Consider the following 22,085-nt stretch of genomic DNA (forward strand, 5'->3'; position numbering starts at 1 on the left):
CTTAAAATCCGGATATATCTTCTTTGGCATTGCTTATATTTCCGTATCCAGCATCATACTTATTGCTTGGAATGCTTAGGTTATAGACATATTGCTTGTGTTTGGCTTAAAATACAATCAAAATGAAGCTTTTTGAATACTATTGCTTTTCTTTTTGAAAAAGATACATACCTTTGCAGCGTTTGGATATTAAAAAGTGTTTTGATTGACTAATTTTAAGGAAGAGAAGCATGAGAAAGAAATTCTTCTTGTTAATCATTGTCTGCCTGGTTATGGGGGCGGGAGTGATGGCTCAGACGTCTACGGTCTCGGGAACAGTATTTGCCGAGGACAACAATGAGCCGATTATTGGGGCATCGGTATTGGTGAAGGGTACAACGCTGGGGGCTGTGACCGATATCGAAGGTAAATTTACAATCTTGAATGTGCCGGGCACGGCAAAGACAGTGATTGTCTCTTTTGTAGGTATGCAGAAAGTAGAAGCTGCCATAAAGCCTGCTATGAAGGTGGTGCTGAAATCGGATTCGGAACTGCTGGATGAAGTGATGGTGGTGGCTTACGGCACGGCCAAAAAGAGCAGCTATGCAGGTTCGGCTTCTTTAGTGAAAGCGGATGCGCTGAAAGACATTCCGACGACCAGCTTTGAAAACGCGTTGAACGGTAAAGTGGCGGGCTTGCAACTGACGAATAATTCCGGCCAGGCGGGTTCCGCACCGGCCATCCGCATCCGTGGCATAGGTTCTATGAATGCCGGGAATGAACCGTTGTATGTAGTGGACGGTGTTCCGGTCTCTTCGGGCAATACGGGGCAGATGAGCGGTGAGCTCTATTCTACCAACAACATCATGAATACGTTGAACCCGGAAGACATCGAATCTATTTCTGTATTGAAAGATGCGGCGGCCAGCTCGCTTTATGGGTCGCGTGCGGCAAACGGCGTCATTCTGATTACTACCAAAAAAGGACAGATTGGCAAGCCGGTGGTGACGCTGAAAGCCGAAGTGGGCTTCACGCCCTGCTGGGCAACGGACAACTATGAAACGGCCAGCGTACAGGAGAATGTGAATATGCTCTACACCGTATTTCACGATGCCCGTACAAGCGGTAAGGGCGAAACGGACGAAAAGGCAGCAGCCTATGCCATAGGCCAGTTGAACAGCCGTTTCAACAAACATGGCTACCAATTTACCACAAATGGTACGGGAGCTTACGAGAACGTCAATATCCTTGAGTACGACAACTCCGGGCGTGGAGGCAAATACTACGATTGGGACAAGGCATATTTCCGTACCGCCATTTATCAGACCTACGATATGTCCGTCAGTGGTGCTACGCAGAATACCAACTATTACACTTCCCTTTCCTATACCCAGGACGAAGGACGTTTGAAGATGAACAGCTTCGACCGTGTTTCCGGTCGCCTGAACCTCACCCAGAAGGTGGGGAAATTCCTTGAACTGACCACCAATGCCAGCCTGGCGCGTACCAAGAAAAGCGGTTATAATGATACACGCAACACGGGCAGCAATTACTTCATGCAGACCCGTAACTTGCTGTGGGGACTCTACTGGCCCACTGATTACAAGACCGGCGAGCTCTGGACCGAACGTTACGGTAGCTACGCCTACAATGGGCTTTATTATGACAAAGAGTGGGAGAACGGTTCTACCAGTACCAAAATCATGGCTGCGGAGACGCTCACCCTGCATCTGATGCCGGGCCTGGACCTTCGTTCTATCTACTCTTACGACAATACTACTGTAAAAGACCATATCTATTACAGTGCCAATCACTATAAAGGCTCGGCAGACAATGGGAATGTCAACGAATACCGTACTACATACGAGAAGATGGTTACCTCCACTACCGCCAATTATACCGGCACCTTCGACAAACACACAGTTGGCACCATGGTGGGTTTCGAAGCGGAGAAGAACAAGACAGACTATGTGCGTGCCACAGGAAGTAATCTTGCGGTCAGCACCATTCATACAGTTTCTACTGCCGGAACGCAGACTTCTGCCGGATATTCCTGGGGAAACTCGATGGTGTCCGTGCTCTCCAAGTTGGATTATAATTACGATGAACGCTACTTCATTTCCGGTTCTTACCGCCGCGACGGTTCTTCCCGGCTCAGCAAGCAGGAACGTTGGGGAAACTTCTGGTCAGTGGCAGGAGCGTGGAACATCATGCGCGAGGGTTTTATGAGCAAATATTCTTTCCTGAGCAACCTGCGTATACGTGCCTCTTATGGTATTAACGGTACGCTGCCTTCGGACAATTACGGCTATATGAGCTTGATGAGCTATACCAGTAAGTACATGGGTAACCCGGGCGGTACAATCACTACCGTCACCAATGACAAGCTGTCTTGGGAGACGAGCTACAACACGAATGTGGGTATCGACTTCGGCTTCTTCGGCCAGCGTCTGCGCGGTACGGTGGAATACTTCAACCGTGATTCGAAGAACCTGCTCCAGGATGTTCCCATTTCGATGGTTACGGGATTTTCCTCTACGTTGCGGAACGTAGGATGCATCAATAACCATGGGGTAGAGGTGGAGTTGAGTGGTGACATCATTGATAGTAAAGGATGGTTATGGAGTGCCGGTGTCAACGCAACCTTTCTCCGTTCTGAGGTGAAAGAGTTGTATGGCGGTGCGGACATTATCTGGTACGACCCCACCAGTAGCGACAGCCGTGCGCAATATGTATACCGGGAAGGTCAGTCCACGCTGGCTTTCTATGGATACGAATGGGCAGGTGTGGACAAGACCAACGGCAAGAACGTCTACTATGTAAATGACCCCAAGAATGGCAAGGCCGGAGATTTTGAGTATAACGGACGCGGAGCTACTTATGACTATAACAATGCCAACTACACCATCATCGGCAATGCCGTTCCCAAAGTGTATGGGGGCATCAATACCTCGGTCTCCTACAAAGGCATAGCCCTTTCGTTGGGCTTTACCTATAAGATAGGAGGAGACTTGTACGATGGAGCCTACATGGATGTGGCCGACGACGGTTATTATTGGGAGCGTATCCGTGCTAAAAGCTACTACAACAACCTTTGGACGCCAGACCATACGAACGGTACAGAGCCCCGTATCGAAGGTGTAGACCTCGATGACCCGCAACAATACAGCAGCCGCCACTTGTTCAATGCCAGTTATCTGCGCTTGAAGAATCTCTCATTGGCCTATACGCTGCCCAAAGCCATGACCCGCAAGGCTTTCATCGAGAATGCCCGCCTTTTCTTCACTGCCAGCAACCTTTGGACAATAGCCAAATACAAGGAGGCAGACCCCGAAGTGAGCGAATACGGCACACGTGGTTGGGAAACCCCTATCGGAAAAACGTTTGTCGTTGGCGTTGAATTGAAATTTTAATGAACTGGAGGAACTAACAATGAAAAAGATATATCATTTATTGGCACTTGTGATACTTGGTGCCTTTACATTCACTTCGTGTGACGATTTTCTGGATATGCAGCCCACCAACTCCGGAAATGCAGAAGGTGCTGTCGGTACGGTAGCCGATGCGCAGGTGGTTATCAACGGTGTGATGAGTGCGATGACCTCATCGTCCTATTACGGCAGAAACCTTTTTATGTACGGTGATGCCAAGGGCGGTGACCTCACGATTTTTGCTGCCGGACGCGGACTGGATGCATTCTATACGTTCAACCACACTTCCAACAGCAATACTTATTCCGGTTTCTGGAGCCGTGGATATTACTGCATTCTGCAGGTCAACACCTTGTTGAGCAACATTGAGAAGCTGGAAGAATCGGGCAGTATGGAAGACTTTTCCGAAGCCAAAGGGCAGGCGTTGACTCTGAGGGCGCTGTTCTATTTCGATTTGGTCCGTCTCTACGGGCTTCCTTACAATTACAACAAGACCTCTTATGGAGTTCCCAATGTAACCGAGCCGCTTACGGTGAACGCCCAGCCCACCCGTGCTACTGTGGAGGAGAACTATCGCCAGATTCTGCAGGACTTGTCGGACGGGGCGGCCCTGCTTGCCAAGAAGAAGACAAAGCAGAGCGGATATGCGGACTATTACACCAACATAGCCCTGCAAACGCGTGTGAAACTCTATATGGAAGATTATGACGGTGCTTTGAACGCTGCCCGGGAGATTATAGAAAGCGGTGTGTACAAACTGTATGAGCCTGCCGATTGGACGGCTTCCTGGAGCAAGCAGTTTGGTTCCGAGTCCATCTTTGAGCTGGGCATCACCACTGAGGAATCAGACCTGGGAACTTCTTCTTTGGGCTTTTACCTGATGCGCTACGGACAGTTGAAGAATGCCATGGGCTGGTATCTTGCCAGCGATTATTTCCTGAACCGTCTGGGTGAAGACGAGACGGATGTGCGTTGGGGAATCATGGACAACGATGAATACTGGGTGGACAATGAGATTGAACGCAAGGGAGCCTGCTACAAGTATATGGGCAGTACCACCCTGGCAGGTGACGGCAAGGCAACCAATACAGCCGTCAATATCAAGATAATCCGTCTTTCCGAGATATATCTGATTGCCGCCGAAGCAGCCTTGCACTCCACGAAGCAGGAAGCAGGCGCAGATGCCGCCGCCGGTTACCTGAATGAAATCCGCAGGCGTTCTCCCGGACTGGCACCGGCCACTGCCGCTACCATTACCGATGATATGATTCTGGACGAGCGCAGCAAGGAGCTTTTTGGTGAAGGACAACGCTTCTTCGACATGATGCGTATGGGCAGAACCATCGAATTCAACGACGATTTTCAAGATATTCCGGTGAGTCACCGTGGAAAAACAATCGACCGTACTTTCGAGAAGATTGTGCTTCCTATTTCGCAGGATGAGATAAATGCCAATCCGGCATTGGAGAACCAGCAGAATCCGGGATATTAGTCGTTCCCTGCTGTCTATTGTTTGCTACTCCTTGTATATCAGGGAGGTATTTTGCCAACAAGTTGTCACTGCCTTGGCAAACTTTTGCCACGCCTATGGCAAAGTTTTGCCAACGCGGTGGCAAAGTCTTGCCAATGGGAAGGCAAAACCTTGTCATAGGCGTGGCAAGAAAAGCGGAAAAAGGTGCCTTTGATGAATTTCTTTGATAAAATGAGATGGTAATACCTTGATATTCCACAAAAATACTATTTATTGGTTCGAAATTTCTATTCTTTTTTTCTGAATCGGCTTATCTTTGCTTTCGTAGAAACCAATAAAAAGTTATAATACTATGAGAAGATTTTTCCTCATATCGTCATTCTTGGCGTTGTTTGCAATCGGAAGCTCGGCGCAATGGAAGCCGGCAGGTGATAAAATCAAAACGGACTGGGCATCCCAGATCAATCCCGCAAATGTGTTGCCCGAATATCCTCGTCCCATCATGGAACGGAGTGACTGGAAGAACTTGAACGGACTGTGGAATTATGCCGTTATAAATAAAGGTGAGCATCTTCCGGCAGAGTTCGAAGGGCAGATACTTGTTCCCTTTGCCATCGAATCCTCCTTGTCCGGAGTTGGAAAAAGAATCAATGAAAACCAGGAACTGGTCTACCAGCGCAGTTTTGATATTCCTTCCGCCTGGAAGGGAAAACAAGTGCTGTTGCACTTTGGTGCTGTCGACTGGAAAACGGATGTATGGGTGAATGATGTGAAAGTAGGCAGCCATACGGGTGGATTTACTCCGTTCTCCTTCGATATTACTGCCGCCCTTTCTGGCAAAGGCAATAATCAGTTGGTCGTAAAGGTTTGGGACCCGACGGATAAAGGACCTCAACCCCGTGGAAAGCAGGTCAGCAATCCAGAAGGTATCTGGTATACTCCCGTAAGCGGTATCTGGCAGACGGTATGGATGGAGCCGGTTGCCGGAAAACATATCGAGAATCTCCGTATCACTCCCGATATTGACCGTAATCTGTTGACAGTGAGGGCTGAATTGAATAGTGCATGCCCTTCCGACTTTGTGGAAGTGAATGTGTATGACGGCAATCAACTGGTAGCCACCGGCAAAAGTATCAATGCAGAGCCGGTGGAGGTGTCCATGCCCCGGAATGCCAAGTTGTGGAGTCCGGATTCCCCCTTCCTCTATACGCTGAAAGTGACTCTGAAAAGTGGAGGCAAGGTAGTGGATAAGGTGGACAGCTATGCTGCCATGCGTAAGTACTCCACCCGTCGTGACGCGGATGGCATCGTACGCCTGGAACTAAATAACGAGGCTTTGTTCCAGTTTGGACCGCTGGACCAGGGTTGGTGGCCCGACGGACTGTATACAGCTCCCACAGACGAGGCTTTGCTGTATGATGTACAGAAGACGAAAGATTTCGGTTTCAATATGATTCGCAAGCATATCAAGGTGGAACCGGCACGTTGGTACACACATTGTGACCGTTTGGGCATCATCGTATGGCAGGATATGCCGAGCGGTGACCGTAATCCGGAATGGCAGAACCGCCGCTATTTCGACGGAACAGAACTGAAACGCTCCGCCGAATCCGAAGCCTATTATCACAAGGAATGGAAGGAAATAATGGATTGTCTCTACTCTTATCCGTGTATCGGTACATGGGTACCGTTCAACGAAGCCTGGGGGCAGTTCAAGACGGTAGAGATAGCCGAATGGACGAAACAGTATGACCCGACCCGTCTGGTGAATCCGGCAAGTGGCGGTAACCATTATACTTGCGGTGACATGCTCGACCTCCACAACTATCCCCAACCGGAAATGTATTTGTATGATGCACAGCGCGCCACGGTTTTGGGTGAGTATGGCGGCATTGGCCTTGTTTTGAAAGATCATCTTTGGGAACCGAACCGCAACTGGGGATATGTTCAGTTCAACTCTTCCAAAGAAGTGACTGATGAGTACGTGAAATATGCCGATATGCTGTATCAGATGATAAAAAGAGGTTTCTCGGCAGCCGTCTATACACAGACCACGGATGTGGAGGTGGAAGTGAACGGTCTGATGACTTACGACCGCAAGGTGATAAAGCTGGATGAGAAACGCGTGAAAGAGATAAATACACGTATCTGCAATTCACTTAAGAAATAGGGGCATTTACAATTTACCATTTACAAAGTACAATTTAACTATGCAGATGACAGCGCAGCCAAATTGTACTTTGTAAATGGTAAATTGTACATTAAAAATGTTGTTATGAAACGATTGATTATAAAGCTTTTCCTTAGTCTGTGCCTATGGGCGGTATTGCCGGTCTGTGCGCAGGATGCTGTTCATTACTATTTCAGAACGATGGATATCCGGAACGGTCTTTCGCAGAACACCGTGTATCAGATTTTGCAGGATAGGAAAGGCTTTATGTGGTTCGGAACCAAGGACGGTCTGAACCGTTATGACGGATTGTCTTTCCGTATTTACAAGAAAGAGAACTCCGGTTTAGGCAAGAATTTCATAACTGCGCTCTACGAGGACTGCCGGGGAAATATCTGGATTGGTACCGATGGGGGAGTCTTTATTTACGACCCGGTACTGGATTCCTTTACCGCTTTCGATGAGGCCAGTGATAACGGCAATATCATCAGGGATTTCGTCACCATGATTGGAAGTGACGAGGACGATAATATCTGGATATCGGTAGAAAACCAGGGGTTGTTCTGCTATAAACCGGATGAAGGGAGGCTGCTGAACCATCTGCACGATTCGGGACTGCCCAATGTAACCCGCTTTTGGCTGAATGGGAATACGTGTTGGCTGGCCTTGTATGCGGATAATCTTTACTATACGAAAGCTGACTTTGAAACTCCTCTGCAGCCTTTCAAGGATGCGGAAGGAAATGAGATTTTCAAGAATGATATTATCAACTGGCAGGTCAGCGGACCCCATAACTGCGTGTATATCGCTTCGCTGAACGGGTTGACAGAGATAAATCAGACTACAGGCAAGACGCGGAAGCTGCTGAACACCTATGTGAGGGCTTTGCAGTTCAAATCTGACAACGAGCTGTGGGTGGGCGCAGAGTCCGGCTTGTATATTTACAATCTGACGAATGACAAGATTACCCATTTGACCGTTCCCGACCAGGATGATTCGTATGCATTGTCGGACAATGCCATTTATTCGCTCTGCTGCGACAAGGAGAACGGCATGTGGATAGGGTCTTATTTCGGTGGAGTGAACTATTGCCCTTATCAGTGGACTTATTTCGAGAAGTTCTATCCGAGAGACAATCTCAGGCATTTCGGCCGTCGTGTACGGGAAATCTGTGAAAGTAATGATGGCACCTTGTGGATAGGTACCGAAGACAAAGGCTTGTTCAATTACAATCCGGAAAACGGAAAGATAGAGCCTTTTGAGCATCCGGCCATTTATCAGAATGTCCACGGCCTTTGCCTGGACGGGGATGATTTGTGGGTGGGTACGTTCTCCGGTGGTCTGAATCGGGTGAATCTTCGGACCAGGCAGGTGAAACATTATGCCAAGGGTGAGAGTGAGAATTCCATGGTCGCCAATGACGCCTTTACCATTTGCAGGACCACTACGGGAGACGTGTGGATAGGCACCACGTCCGGTCTGTTGAAGTACAATCGCTCTACAGATGACTTTACCCGGATTCCTCAGCTGAAGAATATGTTTACTTATAACATTCTGGAGGACTTCAACGGAAATCTGTGGTTTGCTACTTTCTCCAATGGAGTGTTCTGCTACAATGTAAGAAGCCAGCAGTGGAGGAATTATCTGTCTAATGAGAATGATTCGACCTCTCTTCCCTACAATAAGGTAATCAGTATCTACGAAGACAGCAGGAAGCGTCTGTGGTTCATGACGCTGGGTGAGGGCTTCTGCCGCTACAATCCGGAAACGGACAATTTTACCCGTTATGACATGTCGAAAGGATTTCCGAGCAACACTATCTACAAGATGGTCGAGGATAAGCGGGGTAACTTATGGATTACTTCCAATTATGGTCTGGTCTGCTTCAATCCCGACACGGAGAGCAAGCATGTCTATACCACGGCAAACGGTCTGCTGAGCAACCAGTTTAATTTCCAGTCCGGTTACATTGACAAGAAGGGACGCATCTATTTAGGTAGTATCAACGGATTCATAGCCTTTGACCCGGAAACTTTTGTGGAGAACACTTTTCTCCCTCCCGTAGTGATTACAGATTTTTATCTGTTCAACAAACGGCTTTCGGTGGATAGTCCGGATTCTCCTTTGGAGAAGAGCATCACCTATGCGGATGAGATAGAGCTGGATGCCGACCAGAATTCTTTCTCTTTTCAGGTTGCAGCCCTGAGTTACCAGGCACCCGAAATGAATGGTCTTGAATGTAAGCTGGAAGGCTTTGACCGCGACTGGTATACGGTAGGGCGGAATTCCATCATCAACTATTCAAACCTTCCTTATGGAAGCTATACATTGCGTATAAAAGGTTCCAACAGCGATGGCAAGTGGAACGCGACGGAACGTGTGCTCGACATCCATATTCATCCTCCTTTCTATCTCTCCACTTGGGCGTATGCTGTTTATACGGTATTGGCGTTATGCTCACTGGCTGCCATAATCATCTATTTCAGAAAACGGACTCGGCAGAAGCATCAGCAGGCTATGGACAAGTTTGAGCGGGAAAAGGAACGGGAGTTGTATACTGCGAAGATAGACTTCTTCACGAATGTGGCGCATGAGATACGTACACCGCTTACACTGATAAAGAGTCCGCTCGAGAATGTATTGGCTTCCCGTTCTGTTTCGGATGACATCAGGGATGATTTGGAGACCATGGAACTGAACACCAACCGGCTGCTTGATTTGGTGAACCAGTTGCTGGACTTCCGGAAGACGGAGACGCAAGGCTTCCAATTGAATTTTGTGGAATGTGACGTGTCTGAGCTCTTACAAAAGACGTATAAGCGTTTCAAGCCTTTGGCACGTGAAAGGGGGCTGGTATTGAGTATAGAGACTCCCGAAAGCTTGTATGCTTCGGTTGATAGGGAAGGGCTTACCAAGATTATCAGCAATCTGCTGACCAATGCGATAAAGTATTCGGAGACCTATATACGCATCAGGCTATATTCGGAAGGTGAAAGACTGCTGCTTTCTGTATGCAATGACGGCCTTGTCATTCCGGTAGAGATGCGCGAGGAGATTTTCAAGCCGTTCATCCAGTATAAAACCGGTACGTTGCGCTCTGTGCCCGGCACCGGTATCGGGCTTGCGCTTGCCCGTTCATTGGCCGAACTCCATGAGGGTACGTTGTGCATGGAAGATTCGATGGAGAACAACTGTTTCCTGCTGTCACTTCCGCTGAAGCACGAGCAGACGGTGGCCATGGAGCATAAAGAACCGGTAACGGGCGGGGAATCCTCTGAGGAAAGTGGTGCAGGTACTGCCTTGGAACAGCACCGATATACTCTTTTGGTGGTGGAAGACAGTCTGGAAATGCAGGCATTTGTTGTGAAACAGCTCTCTTCGGAATATCGTGTGCTGACTGCCGTGAATGGGGTGGAAGCTTTGAAGGTGTTGAAGGAACATACTGTAAATCTTGTCATTTCAGACATTATGATGCCCGAGATGGATGGATTGGAGCTGTGCGAGCATCTGAAGTCCGAGCTTGACTATAGCCATATACCGATTATCCTGCTTACGGCGAAGACGACTCTTCAAGCCAAAATAGAGGGAATGAAGCTGGGGGCTGACGTATATATAGAGAAACCTTTCTCCGTGGAATATCTGAAAGTTTGTGTGGCCAATCTGCTGAACAACCGTGAGAAGCTACGGGCTTCTTTTGTCAATTCTCCTTTTGTGCAGACGGGCAGTATGGCAATGACAAAGGCAGATGAATCTTTCCTTAAAACATTGAAGGAAGTGGTGGTTGCCAATATGCAGAATCCGGATTTCTGCCTGGATGATATGGCAAGCCTGCTGAACATGAGCCGGTCGAGCCTGAACCGGAAGATAAAGGGCATATTGGATATGACTCCCAATGACTACATCCGCCTGGAGCGGTTGAAGAAAGCGGCGCAGCTTTTAAAGGAAGGGGAGTGCAAAATCAATGAGGTTTGCTACATGACCGGCTTCAATACTCCTTCCTATTTCACCAAGTGCTTCCAAAAACAATTCGGTATTCTGCCCAAAGACTTCGTGAAATGATAGCATGGAATGCTTGCTAAATATAACAATCCAATCAAATGCCCCTGAGGTGTCTCTCAGGGGCATTTTTTGGATTTATAATTGCATAGATTGAAGCGATATTTGCATTAATTTTAGCTTTATGCGGATATATTTGCATCCGAAAACCAACAATTTATAATACTATGACCCCTATGCCTATGACGTAACAAATCCTAATCAATGTTCTATGATTGGCAGAAGTGACTAATCACTTTCTGCAGTGTATTTAAAAGCGGACGTTAGTTTCCGCATAGTTTTAAAATCTAATTCTATAAAAAATGATCAAGAAAATCTTATTCTTATTCTTTGTTGTGTTTGCAGCTACCGCTTATTCACAAGATGTGACCATAACGGGAACGGTGACGGATGCAAATAGTGAGCCTTTGGTGGGCGTGAATGTATTGGTGAAGGGTACTACCACGGGTGCCATTACCGATATTGACGGTAATTTCTCAGTGAGTGGAAAGAAAGGAAGTACACTCGTTTTTTCTTATATCGGTATGCTTACGCAGGAAGTTGTCTATAAGGGAACTGCCTTGCGCGTGGTGATGAAAGATGATTCGAAAGCACTGGAAGAAGTGGTTGTCATCGGTTATCAGACCGTGAAGAAGTCCGACTTGACTGGAGCGGTTGCCGTTGTTGATACCAAGGAAATGAAGAAAAGCGCTGCAGGAACACTGGTCAGCCAGATGCAGGGTTTGGCAACCGGTATTAACGTACGCAGTAGCGGTAGGGCGGGCGAAGATGCCTCTATTGAAATTCGCGGTGTCGGTTCTTTGAGTAATAACTCTCCGTTGTGGGTTATTGATGGTATGATTACAGACCCGGGTGTTGATTTCAATCCTGCGGATGCAGAGTCCATCCAGATTCTGAAGGACGCTTCTGCTGCTGCCATCTACGGTTCGCGTGCTGCCAATGGTGTGATTATCGTTACTACCAAGAAAGGTACGAAAGGTCCCATGAAGGTGAATGTAAGCGTAAAGGAAACATTGGAATGGAGCCCGAAATTTGATTTGATGAATGCGGCAGAATATATCAAGTATAATGATATTGCCTATAATGAAGCTATCAAAGATGGCATTGCTACTGTAAACAGCACTCAGAAACACTCACAGTATGATACCAACTGGCAGGATGAAGTGTTGAAGACCGCATTGGTGCAGGACTACAACGTATCACTCTCCGGTGGCGGTGACTCCGGTAGTTATTTTGTATCAGCCGGTTACTATAACAATGATGGCGTTTCTTATGGAAATACTTTCGACCGTTATAGCTTCCGTGTCAATACACAAGGTAAAAAGGGCTGGTTCTCTTTTGGTGAAAACTTGGCTTATTCACTCACAAACACAGACCCGAACCAGACAAATACCTACAATGACTTTTTGCGTATGATGCCTACTATTCCTATCTATGATGAGAATAATCCGGGTGGATATGGCTATGGTGATGCAGCCAAGTATAATACGTTCGGTGTAAACCCGATTGCCCGTGAAGATTTGGAATACCGTCATTTCCGTCAGAATCGTTTGAATGGTTCTTTATGGTTGGAATTCAAGCCTTTCGAATTCCTTTCTTATAAATTCAACGGTGGTATTGACCTTTATTTCTATGAGAACTCATGGTTCCGTGGAGAAGGTAACTGGACTCAGAATCAGGAACACCGTGATCCGGAAAGCCAGAAGGCACGCGACAACACCTACAACATGTTGATTGAGCACACGTTGAACTTCAATAAGGATTTTGGTAAGCATCATGTGGATGCCGTGGTCGGTACTACTTACCAGCACCATGAATGGGAAGGTTTGTGGGCTTCCCGTCTGAACTTCCCGATGTTGGGTAACGGTGATTATCTGACAGTATTGAATGCCGGACAAAGCAACCAGCAGAATTCAAACAGTATCAGTGAGAATGCGATGATTTCTTATCTGGGACGTGCTAACTACATTTATGATGATAAATACTATCTGACTGCTACCTTCCGTCGTGACGGTACTTCCCGTCTGGCTAAGGAAAACCGTTGGGGTAATTTCCCCTCATTCTCCGGTGCCTGGAGAATCTCAAAGGAGGAATTCTTTGATGTGTCTTGGATTAATGATTTGAAGATTAGAGGTAACTGGGGTCGTCTTGGTAACTCTTCCATTGGCGATTGGGATTATATCGGAACTATCAACCAGAGTATTGTAACTGTATTCGGTGGTGCTATTGTTCCGGGTTCTACTCAGGTGAAACTGGTGAATGCAGGTCTTGTTTGGGAAACAAAAGAAACGGTGAATGTAGGTTTTGATGCCAGCTTCCTTAACCAGCGTTTGACTGTTAGTGCAGAATATTACAACTCAAAGACCAGTGACGTATTGGCTGAGACTCCGATTGCTATTTCTACCGGTAATCAAGGAGGCTCTCCGTGGAAAAATGCTGCCAGCTTGCGCAACAAGGGCTTCGAGTTTACACTTGGTTGGAAAGACCAGATTTCAGGCTTTAAGTACAGCGCTTTGCTGAATGTGACTACGATGGATAACGAAGTATTGAGTTTGGGTCGTGATGGTACTAATAGAGACTATATTGATTCTGGTCAGGCAAGAACTGAACCGGGCAGATCTTTGGCTGAATTTTATTTGAGAAAAACAGACGGTATCTTCAAGACGCAAGAACAGATTGATAATTATGTGACATCTACGGGTACCCCCATTATGATTGAAGGAAAACGTCCTCAATTGGGAGATGTTAAGTATCTTGACTTGGATGACAATGGAGAAATTACTGATGCTGACCGTGATTATTGCGGTAGCCCCTGGGCCAAGATGCAAATGTCATTGGTATTCAATGCAGAATGGAAGAATTTCGATTTCAGTATGATGTGGAACGGTCAGTTCGGTAATAAGATATATAACGTATCCCGTTGGCAAGGACGTCTGTTTGCAGACAACTCCAACTATATCCGCTTTGAAAAGGGTGAAGAGCCTTACCAGGTGAATCCTAACTCCAATACCCCGCGTATCATTTATGGTGACTTCCGTAACTCCCGTGATGCCGACCGTTTCTTGGAAAATGGTTCTTATTTCCGCATGAAGAACATCTCTATCGGTTATAACTTTAAGCAGAAATGGCTGACCAACTTGGGTGTTGAGAAACTTCGTCTGTATGCTACCGGCAGCAATCTGATTACTATCACCGGATATTCCGGTCTGGACCCTGATTTCAAGGGTGCGAATTCCGTTTGGAACAGTGGTACGGACAGCTTTGCATATCCTAATACCCGTTCGGTAATGTTTGGATTGGATTTGACCTTTTAACTTATAAATCAGCTTATAAATTATGAAAAAGATATATTATGGATTAATGCTTGCAGGTGCCTTGACGTTGTGCACCGGATGCAGTTCGAGTTTATTGGATATTGATAATCCCAATGAAGTAACCAACGATACTTATTGGAATAAGCCGGAAGATGCGACAGCCGGTGTAAACGCCTGCTACAGTTTCTTTTATAAGGAAGGTACTTGGATGCGTTGGCTCTCTTTCCGCTATGACTTGACTTCGGACGAAGGATGGAGTTCTTCTCCTTGGATTGAATTGGGCGACTGGACACGTTTCCTCTACAATAACTATAATTTTTACGAAGGCAACAACATTCATTGGGAACATTTCTATGTAGGCATTTTCCGTTGCAACCAGGTGTTGAGCTATGTGCCTAATATTGAAATGGACGAGACTACAAAGAACCAGGTATTGGCCCAAGCTTCTTTCTTGCGTGCATTGTGGTATTTCCAGGTAAATCTATTGTGGGACAAAGGAACTATGCCGTTGGAGCCTAAAGATGCTTCCTATATACCGGAAGATGCTTCTGAACAGGAAATATGGGATCAGATAGAGAAAGATTTGACTTTTGCCATGCAGTATTTACCGGAATCTTGGGATGCTGCCAACCTGGGACGTGCTACCAAAGGTGCCGCTAAAGCATTGCTGGGCAAGGCCTATATGCAACAACATAAGTATGACAAGGCGAAGGAACAATTGCAATGGCTGATTGACAAAGAAGGCTCTTTATACGGTCTTATTGCAAACCGCGAAGATAACTTCACCGACTTAGACGAGAATAACAAGGAAGGCATTTTTGAAATTCAGTTCGATGACCAGAACAAGGGTGGTACGGGTAATGATGCCAGTATGGCATTCGGTTTCCAGCGTACTCAGTTCTATGCTCCAAGTGGTATAGGTTGGGGAGATGGTAAGGCACGCCGCTGGTTGGTAGACGAGTTCTTGAAAGAGAAACGTGTGGATGGAAAGAATGACTTGCGCTTGTACGGCAGTATCCTTTATCGTGGATTTTCGCAAGACTTCCCCGACCAGCCGAAGAAATATTATGGATTTGAAAATGCCGATTGGAATGACAATTGGGGAACTGACCCGGAAGACTGCTATATCCGTAAATACAATACTTCTTACTATCGTAGTGCAGAAGATTATTTTGCCCGTAACAACTATCGTATCATGCGTTACGCAGATATCCTGATGAACTATGCAGAGTGTCTTGTTGAAACGGGTACTAATCCTGCCGATGCTGCTGTTTATGTGGACAAGGTGAGAGAACGTGCCGGTCTGGCCAAGTTGAAAGACAGTCAGTGGAAAGATTGCTTGAGCTCTAAAGATGCCTTTATCAAGCGTCTGCAGATGGAACGTACTTTGGAACTCTGTTTCGAAGGTTGGCGTTGGGCTGACTTGAAGCGCTGGGGATTACTTGATTCCCAGGCTGGAATTGATGAACTGAAAGCTCGTGACAAAGACTTTGACAACTTTATTGTTGGCAAGCACAGACGTCTGCCTATTCCAAGAGATGAGGTGGAAAACAGCACAGTAGGTGGTGTTGCACATCTTACTCAGAATCCTAACTATTAATAACTAAAGAAGGCTATGCCTGGAAGCCTGTTCTCATTTAGGATGCTTCCGGCATAGCCTTTTCTTTCTTAAATCTTATACCATATGCTTGTCTGTAAAAAACTACTATTACCATTCGCTTTTGCCTGCTGCGGCAGCTTGTTTGCGCAGAACATCCAGAATCCGGTACTTCCGGGAGTGGCGGATGCCGGCGTAATGAAATATAACGGCAAATATTATATTGGCGGGGTCCGTACAAACGGGGATTTCTATGTATCCGATGACCTGGTTCATTGGGGGAAACCTATCCATGTCGTGACAATGGACAATGACTGGACCAGAGGCAGCGGAGCCGGAGATGACCAGATTCATGCCAATGACATGTTCTATCTGAATGGAGATTTTCATTTGTACTGGTCAGTCAATTATTGGGGGAAGGACAAGCATGCCGTTCACATTGTACATGCGCAGAGCAAAGATGTCTTGGGCGCTTATACAGAACCGAACAAGAAGACATGGATGGATAACCGTATCGACCCCAAAATATTCAGAGATGATGATGGACAACTATACATGTATATGGTACGTTTTACTGATGGAAATACCATATGGGGACGTAAAATGAAGAACCCGGCAGAATTTGCCGGCGAACCGGTGTGCCAGTTCGCCTCATTGCCGGATACATGGGAAACGATGGATAACAGAGTAGCGGAGGGACCGTGGGTCATGAAGTATAGAGACCGCTACTATATGATGTATAATGCCAACCACACCTCTACAGAGTGGGGCAATTATCAGTTGGGAGTTGCTGAGGCAGACTCTCCTTTAGGTTTTCAAAATGGTAATAAATATAGCTATCCGGTTGTAGGCTGCAATCAAACACAACTGGAGGAGAAGCAAGTGGATTTATTGCGGTATGGCCGCACGTATGAGCCGTTGTTTGATTATACGGAGAGCAAGCCGGAGGGCGACTGGACAAAAGTGACCTACGATGACTCCGGCTGGGCGAAGGGGGAGACCGGCTTTTCGTCCCGTGAAGTGAAAGGTTCTACAACCCGGCATCTGGGTACTTGGTGGAATACGCCCTCCCTATGGTTGCGAAAGACTTTCTCTGCCGGTAGCGAAACCGGCAATCTGGCACTGCGTGTCGCTCACGACGGAGATACCCGGATTTATCTGAACGGAACAATTGTCTACGAGAAGCAGGGGCGTGATTATTGCATCGTAAACCTGGACAAGAAGCTGCGTGCTGCTTTGAAGGAAGGCACGAATCTGCTTGCCGTAGAAACAAACAAGGGACGTTCGCAATTCTTCGACGTTTCTCTGTTCGATATGAAAGACGGCATTGCCGACGATATTCTGATGACTCCCGGCCAGCCCAATATCCTGAGAGGCCCCAACGGATTTGAATGGTGGCTGATTTATATGGCAAACAAGAACAATGAGCATCGGGGACAATATATCAACCGTGTCCAGTTCTTCGACAAGACGTTGTTTGTGGATGGTATCACCGGCCCCCGCACGGCAGGTTATCATCCCGAACCTTCGATGCCTACCTTTGCGGGTAAAGGCGAGACAGCTTCGTTCGGTGTGTTGCAACAAGTACAGCCGTCCGTGGCTTACTTGTTCGAGACGGGAGTCAAGACCGAGGGTGGAGCCGGCGTCATTGCCTGGTGGAAGGATGCAGATAACTGTGCCTATGTAGGTTTGGATGCCGAGAACCGGAGCTGGTACCTGCGTACACTTGTCGGCGGTAAAGAAAATAAGGAATCCTATGCCCTGCCTGAAGATTTCCGTTGGGGTGTGTACCATCATCTGCGCATTGAGCGTAATGGTGGCTGTCTGAAGATTTGGCTGGATGAGATTCCCGCACCGGGAAAACATGTCTTTGCAGAGGCTCTTCCGGCGGAAGAAGCGGGTGTTCCCGGAGTATTTGACGAGACAAAGTCTGCCTTGTTCGAAGGGGCTACCTATACCATCGGCTTCGATGATGTGCATTTCCAGCTTTCGGGGAATGAGGAGTTGTTGAAGGGCGATTTCTTGAACGATTATGAATTCAGCTTCCAGTTGTCCGGCTTGTCCGGACAAGACAAGGCAGGAAGCTATCCGGTTTATGTGGATAAGGATAACTATGTGAAGGCTCAGTTCGATGGCATCACCCGTATGCTTGAGGTGACAGCCGTGAAGAAAGGGAAAACTGCCTGGAAGAAGGAATTCCCGTTGGGATGCCTGCAAACGCTCTATCCGGATGTGAAGTATACCGACTTCATTGAGAAAGGTTATCGTTTTGCCGCACCTGCATGGTTGGATACACTTTACCTGAATCGTCACGAAGCAGGCAATAAATCCGAATTTGCGGATGACATGTTCGGCAAGTTCGACATAGAATACCTGAATGGCGGCGAATGGCATCCGATAGAAAACAAAGATAGGGGGATAGTAGAACATCCTGCATATAATTATTGTACCTTTACTCCGGTAAAGGCAGAAGGCATCCGCTTCATCAACAAGGAGGCGGAGGATTTGGAACGCCATATCTATAAGATAGGTGTACATGAATTGTGGAAGGAATCCTATAATTTCCGTGCCGTGCGTCGTGCAGACAAGCTGTATCTGTTTGTCGACGGCAGGGAGCTGGGAGCTTTGGATATACGCTACCCTGCATCCCGCATCGGATTCTGTTCGGAGGGCGGCTCTCCGGTTTATAGTGGTACGTTGTATTATCATGTAGGGCAGAGGCGCGATTAGACGCAATCGTGGGATGTGCCGTTCCGTATATATGTAATGAAAAATGTATATAGAAGCTGGTGTTTGTATTTCCTTGTGAATCAGTGTGATGGACTGGGGTGATTCAGTATACGACTGAATGTATTTCAGTATACGATTGAATAGGATTCAGTATACGACTGAATAGGGTTCAATATACGGGTGTAACGGAACATCTTCTTGAAAGTAAATATTTATCATCATAACAATTGTTTAAGAAAGAATCATGAAAAAGAATTTTATATGTATGTATCTGTTTCTGTTGGCCACGCTGGCTTCCTGCCAGTCCTGCTCTTCAGACTATAAGGATGTGGACGATATTGTTGTCGAAGGAGTTGAAACGCCGGTGCTTTTGGGCGACCCGTTCATCATGTTGCACGATGGCACTTACTATGCCTATGGCACCCATGCGGATGACGGCATCGAAGTCTATACCTCCGATGATTTGCAGACTTGGAAGTATAAGGGCATGGCGCTCCAGAAGAAGGATGTCTGGGCCGACCGCTGGTTCTGGGCTCCGGAGGTCTACGAAGTGAACGGGAAGTTCTATATGTATTACTCGGCAGACGAGCATATCTGTGTGGCAACAGCCGACTCACCGGCGGGGCCGTTCATCCAAAGCAAGAAGGAACCCCAGATTGCCGATGAGAAATGCATTGACAACTCTCTGTTCATTGATGATGACGGTACGCCTTATCTGTTCTTCGACCGTTTCAACGACGGGCTCAACATCTGGGTGGCCGAATTGGAGAAAGACCTTGTCACTATCAAGAAGGAGACCATGCACCCTTGCATCCATGTCTCTCAGGCATGGGAGGAAGTATGGCCCCGTGTGAATGAAGGCCCGTTTGTCATCAAGCACAACGGACTCTATTACATGACCTATTCTGCCAATAGCTATGAAAGTCCTTTCTACGGCATAGGTTGCGCCACGGCTACCGATTTGATGGGTACCTGGACCAAATATGAAGAGAATCCTTTGTTACAGAAACCCGGAGAACTGGTCGGAGTGGGACACAGTGCCACTTTCACAGACAAGGCTGGCAAGCTTCGTCTTGTTTTCCATGCTCATAAGGACAAGAGCAATATCCATCCACGCGCCATGTATATCACTGACGTTTCTTTCGAGAAAGTGGATGGTGTGGACCGCATGAGAATCAGCAAGGACTATATGACCCCCAAAGTAGTGAAATAAGAGATGGATATGAAGAAGAATTGTATATGGCTGTTGTTGCTTTGTCTTTGCTTTGCAGGATGCAAGGAGAAGACGGTTGTAGAATCAGACTATCTGCCGATTGCCGACCCTTACGTAATGCTTTACGAAGGCAAGTATTATGCTTACGGCACCGGAGGTACGGTAGAAGGAGAGGGCTTTGCCTGCTTCTCTTCCGATGATTTGAGAAACTGGACGCGTGAAGGCCAGGCATTGTCGGCTGCCGACTCCTACGGCACGTGGGGATTCTGGGCGCCGGAAGTCTACTACATCGAGTCGAAGAAGAAGTTTTATCTGTTCTACTCCACCGAAGAGCATATCTGCGTGGCAACGGCAGATGCACCTCAGGGACCGTTCCGTCAGGAGGTGAAGCAGCCGATATGGGATGAGAAGAGCATCGATACCTCTCTCTTCATCGACGATGACGGCACGCCTTACCTTTATTTCGTGCGTTTCACGGATGGCAATGTCATCTGGGTGGCAGAGATGAACGATGACCTGACCGGCATCAAGCAGGAGACACTGACGGAGTGCATCAAAGTAGGGGAGCCTTGGGAACTCTCGCAGGACAAGCCCGCCAAAGTAGCCGAGGGGCCTTCCATCTTGAAGAGAGAGGACGTTTATTACCTGGTTTATTCGGCCAATCACTTTGAAAGCAAGAACTACGGGGTGGGCTACGCCACTTCAGACAGTCCGATGGGACCGTGGAAGAAATACGAAGGAAATCCGATTCTGCAACGTGCCGACGGCTTGATGGGTACCGGCCACGGAGCGCCCTTCTGCTGCGAGGACGGCAGTTGGAAATACATTTTTCATGCACATTGGGATTCCACGAAAGTGCAGCCGCGCACTTCGTACATCAAGGATTTTGCCATTTCCGACCGGGGAACGGTTTCTATCGGCGGTCCTCTTGTCCGTCCGCAGGTATTGAGCAATGCATCATCTGAAAAATAAAATAACTGATCCGCAAGTTCCTTATGTTATTGTAGTATCTCAATTCTCCTCCTTCAAGAAGGAGGGGAATTGAGATAGTTTTGATAAACAAAGGTGACTTGCGAAACTTGAGTAAAATAAAAAATTATATAGTATGAAAAAGTTTCTTGTATTATCAGTCTTATGCTGTCTGATAGCATGCTCCTCCTCATCGGCCGCAAAGGAGGACAAACCGGGTGAACAGCCGGGTGAACAGCCGAAGAACGTTTACCGCAATCCGGTGATAAACTACAGTTTGCCCGACCCTTCTGTAATAGAGGGCGGCGACGGTTATTTCTATCTGTATGCCACCGAAGACATACGCAATCTGCCGATTCACCGTTCCAAGAACCTGGTGGATTGGGAATATGTAGGTACGGCCTTTACCGATCGTACCCGACCTGATTTTGAGCAGAACGGAGGTCTGTGGGCACCGGACATCAACAAGATAGGTGATAAATACGTGCTCTACTATTCCATGTCCGTTTGGGGAGGCGAGTGGACTTGCGGCATCGGTTGTGCTGTTGCCGATAAACCTGAGGGACCTTTTACAGACCTCGGAAAGATGTTCCGCAGCAATGAAATCAATGTACAGAACTCCATCGACCCTTTCTATATAGAGGAGGAAGGAAAGAAGTATCTGTTTTGGGGCAGTTTCCGTGGAATCTATGCGATTGAACTGTCCGATGACGGTCTGTCTTTGAAGGAAGGCGCCACACCGCAGCAAGTGGCAGGAACCGCTTACGAAGGTACCTATATTCACAAGAAGGACGGGCATTACTACTTCTTTGCTTCCATAGGAAGTTGCTGTGAGGGATTGAACAGTACCTACACTACCGTTGTAGGGCGGTCGGACAACCTTTTTGGTCCCTACGTCAACAAGAATGGCGGCAGTATGATGGACAACAAGCACGAAGTGCTGATTCAGAAAAGCAATACCTTTGTGGGTACCGGGCATAATTCGGAGATTGTGACGGACAATGCCGGTAATGACTGGTTCTTCTATCATGCAGTGAGCACGAAGAATCCCGAAGGCCGTGTATTGATGCTGGATAAGATTGGCTGGGAAGACGGATGGCCGACGGTAGAAGGCTCCGTTGCATCTACGGAATCGGAGAAACCGAAATTCTGACG

At 47.3% G+C, this 22,085-nt stretch carries 10 protein-coding genes; all 10 read left to right on the forward strand.

The window, feature by feature from the left end; genetic code table 11:
- The first annotated feature begins 230 nt into the window (after positions 1-230).
- Positions 231-3,392, forward strand: a complete 3,162-nt coding sequence (locus DWZ03_RS08325) for a SusC/RagA family TonB-linked outer membrane protein (RefSeq protein WP_005826161.1) — start codon at positions 231-233, stop codon at positions 3,390-3,392.
- 19 nt (positions 3,393-3,411) lie between these two features.
- Complete coding sequence (locus DWZ03_RS08330; protein ID WP_120129584.1) at positions 3,412-4,902, forward strand: RagB/SusD family nutrient uptake outer membrane protein; 1,491 nt, start codon at positions 3,412-3,414, stop codon at positions 4,900-4,902.
- Positions 4,903-5,233: 331 nt separating this feature from the next.
- A complete protein-coding gene (locus DWZ03_RS08335) occupies positions 5,234-7,051 on the forward strand; it encodes a glycoside hydrolase family 2 protein (RefSeq protein ID WP_117749427.1) in 1,818 nt (605 codons plus the stop codon).
- A 105-nt stretch (positions 7,052-7,156) separates the two neighbouring features.
- A complete protein-coding gene (locus DWZ03_RS08340; protein ID WP_120129587.1) occupies positions 7,157-11,110 on the forward strand; it encodes a hybrid sensor histidine kinase/response regulator transcription factor in 3,954 nt (1,317 codons plus the stop codon).
- Between the two features lie 299 nt (positions 11,111-11,409).
- Entirely contained in the window at positions 11,410-14,421 is a 3,012-nt protein-coding gene (locus DWZ03_RS08345; protein WP_044467408.1) for a SusC/RagA family TonB-linked outer membrane protein, read from the forward strand.
- A gap of 22 nt (positions 14,422-14,443) precedes the next feature.
- Positions 14,444-16,021, forward strand: coding sequence for a RagB/SusD family nutrient uptake outer membrane protein (locus DWZ03_RS08350; protein ID WP_120129589.1), 1,578 nt, complete (start codon positions 14,444-14,446; stop codon positions 16,019-16,021).
- 84 nt (positions 16,022-16,105) lie between these two features.
- Positions 16,106-18,748, forward strand: a complete 2,643-nt coding sequence (locus tag DWZ03_RS08355; RefSeq protein ID WP_120129592.1) for a family 43 glycosylhydrolase — start codon at positions 16,106-16,108, stop codon at positions 18,746-18,748.
- A gap of 244 nt (positions 18,749-18,992) precedes the next feature.
- Positions 18,993-19,961, forward strand: a complete 969-nt coding sequence (locus DWZ03_RS08360; RefSeq protein ID WP_117703746.1) for a glycoside hydrolase family 43 protein — start codon at positions 18,993-18,995, stop codon at positions 19,959-19,961.
- Positions 19,962-19,964: 3 nt separating this feature from the next.
- Positions 19,965-20,933 carry a glycoside hydrolase family 43 protein gene (locus tag DWZ03_RS08365; RefSeq protein ID WP_165859855.1) on the forward strand — a complete coding sequence of 323 codons (969 nt, stop codon included), beginning with the start codon at positions 19,965-19,967 and terminating at the stop codon, positions 20,931-20,933.
- Positions 20,934-21,066: 133 nt separating this feature from the next.
- Positions 21,067-22,083: a family 43 glycosylhydrolase gene (locus DWZ03_RS08370; protein ID WP_120129595.1), complete on the forward strand. Its 1,017-nt coding sequence runs from the start codon at positions 21,067-21,069 to the stop codon at positions 22,081-22,083.
- Positions 22,084-22,085 lie beyond the last annotated feature (2 nt).

The organism is Bacteroides sp. AF29-11 (assembly GCF_003602895.1).
GTDB lineage: Bacteria > Bacteroidota > Bacteroidia > Bacteroidales > Bacteroidaceae > Bacteroides > Bacteroides uniformis.

Coding starts and splice junctions, on each gene's coding strand:
- DWZ03_RS08330 (WP_120129584.1), top strand. CDS start 3,412: ATGAAAAAGATATATCATTTATTGGCACTTGTGATACTTGGTGCCTTT.
- DWZ03_RS08370 (WP_120129595.1), top strand. CDS start 21,067: ATGAAAAAGTTTCTTGTATTATCAGTCTTATGCTGTCTGATAGCATGC.
- DWZ03_RS08335 (WP_117749427.1), top strand. CDS start 5,234: ATGAGAAGATTTTTCCTCATATCGTCATTCTTGGCGTTGTTTGCAATC.
- DWZ03_RS08355 (WP_120129592.1), top strand. CDS start 16,106: ATGCTTGTCTGTAAAAAACTACTATTACCATTCGCTTTTGCCTGCTGC.
- DWZ03_RS08360 (WP_117703746.1), top strand. CDS start 18,993: ATGAAAAAGAATTTTATATGTATGTATCTGTTTCTGTTGGCCACGCTG.
- DWZ03_RS08340 (WP_120129587.1), top strand. CDS start 7,157: ATGAAACGATTGATTATAAAGCTTTTCCTTAGTCTGTGCCTATGGGCG.
- DWZ03_RS08345 (WP_044467408.1), top strand. CDS start 11,410: ATGATCAAGAAAATCTTATTCTTATTCTTTGTTGTGTTTGCAGCTACC.
- DWZ03_RS08365 (WP_165859855.1), top strand. CDS start 19,965: ATGGATATGAAGAAGAATTGTATATGGCTGTTGTTGCTTTGTCTTTGC.
- DWZ03_RS08325 (WP_005826161.1), top strand. CDS start 231: ATGAGAAAGAAATTCTTCTTGTTAATCATTGTCTGCCTGGTTATGGGG.
- DWZ03_RS08350 (WP_120129589.1), top strand. CDS start 14,444: ATGAAAAAGATATATTATGGATTAATGCTTGCAGGTGCCTTGACGTTG.